This is a genomic window from Paraburkholderia sp. SIMBA_030 (genome assembly GCF_046535245.1).
GTDB lineage: Bacteria > Pseudomonadota > Gammaproteobacteria > Burkholderiales > Burkholderiaceae > Paraburkholderia.
The window spans coordinates 1-266 of sequence record NZ_JAWRXB010000723.1; the positions used below are offsets into that span (position 1 = coordinate 1).

Consider the following 266-nt stretch of genomic DNA (forward strand, 5'->3'; position numbering starts at 1 on the left):
GTGCATAGTTCGCCCGCACCGACACCAGCGTCGGATCCGCATCCGTGCCGCCCTTGATGTTCTGGTGATAGACGGCCGCGATCAGCGAGAACGTCGGCGTGAACTGGTACGACCCGCCGACCCAATACATGTCGCTCAGCTGGTTCGCGGCGCTCGTGTGATACGTACGCCGATAGTTGCGATAGCCGGCCATCGTCTTCAGGTCGCCGAAGTCGTAGCTCAGGCCCGCGTGGATGCCCTGGATGTAGTTGACGGTATCGGCCGGC

The 266-nt window shown here is 62.8% G+C and carries 1 protein-coding gene; it reads right to left on the minus strand.

What is annotated here, in order from left to right:
• The coding region (locus tag SB772_RS41850; protein ID WP_410838755.1) for a porin at nt 1-266 on the minus strand (266 nt) is incomplete at both ends.